General features: G+C 66.1%; 1 pseudogene. It reads left to right on the plus strand.

The annotated features are described in order from the left end of the window. Positions 1-257 (plus strand): annotated as a pseudogene (locus R0J92_RS24525) (EamA/RhaT family transporter); the annotation flags it as partial.

Genomic DNA, 257 nt, shown 5'->3' on the forward strand with positions numbered 1-257 from the left:
CCTTGGCGAGAAGTGGGAGCCGCGGGGATGGGAGCTATGGGTACTGTTTGGTCGTGCGGCAGCTCAGAAGCTGGGTGCCGCGTTTTGTGGGGTGATGATGTTGCGGAGCGGGGAGGTCTCGGCAGTCGCTGCGCTGCGCTACACCGGGCTGGTCTGGGCGCTTGTGTTGGGCTGGGTGGTCGTTGGCGAGTGTCCCTCCGGCTTGAGGTTGCTGGGGGCGGGATTTGTGGTTGCGGCGGGGCTGTTCACCCTGGTGC

This window comes from Tritonibacter sp. SIMBA_163 (assembly GCF_046535935.1).
GTDB classification, from domain to species: Bacteria; Pseudomonadota; Alphaproteobacteria; order Rhodobacterales; family Rhodobacteraceae; genus Epibacterium; species Epibacterium scottomollicae.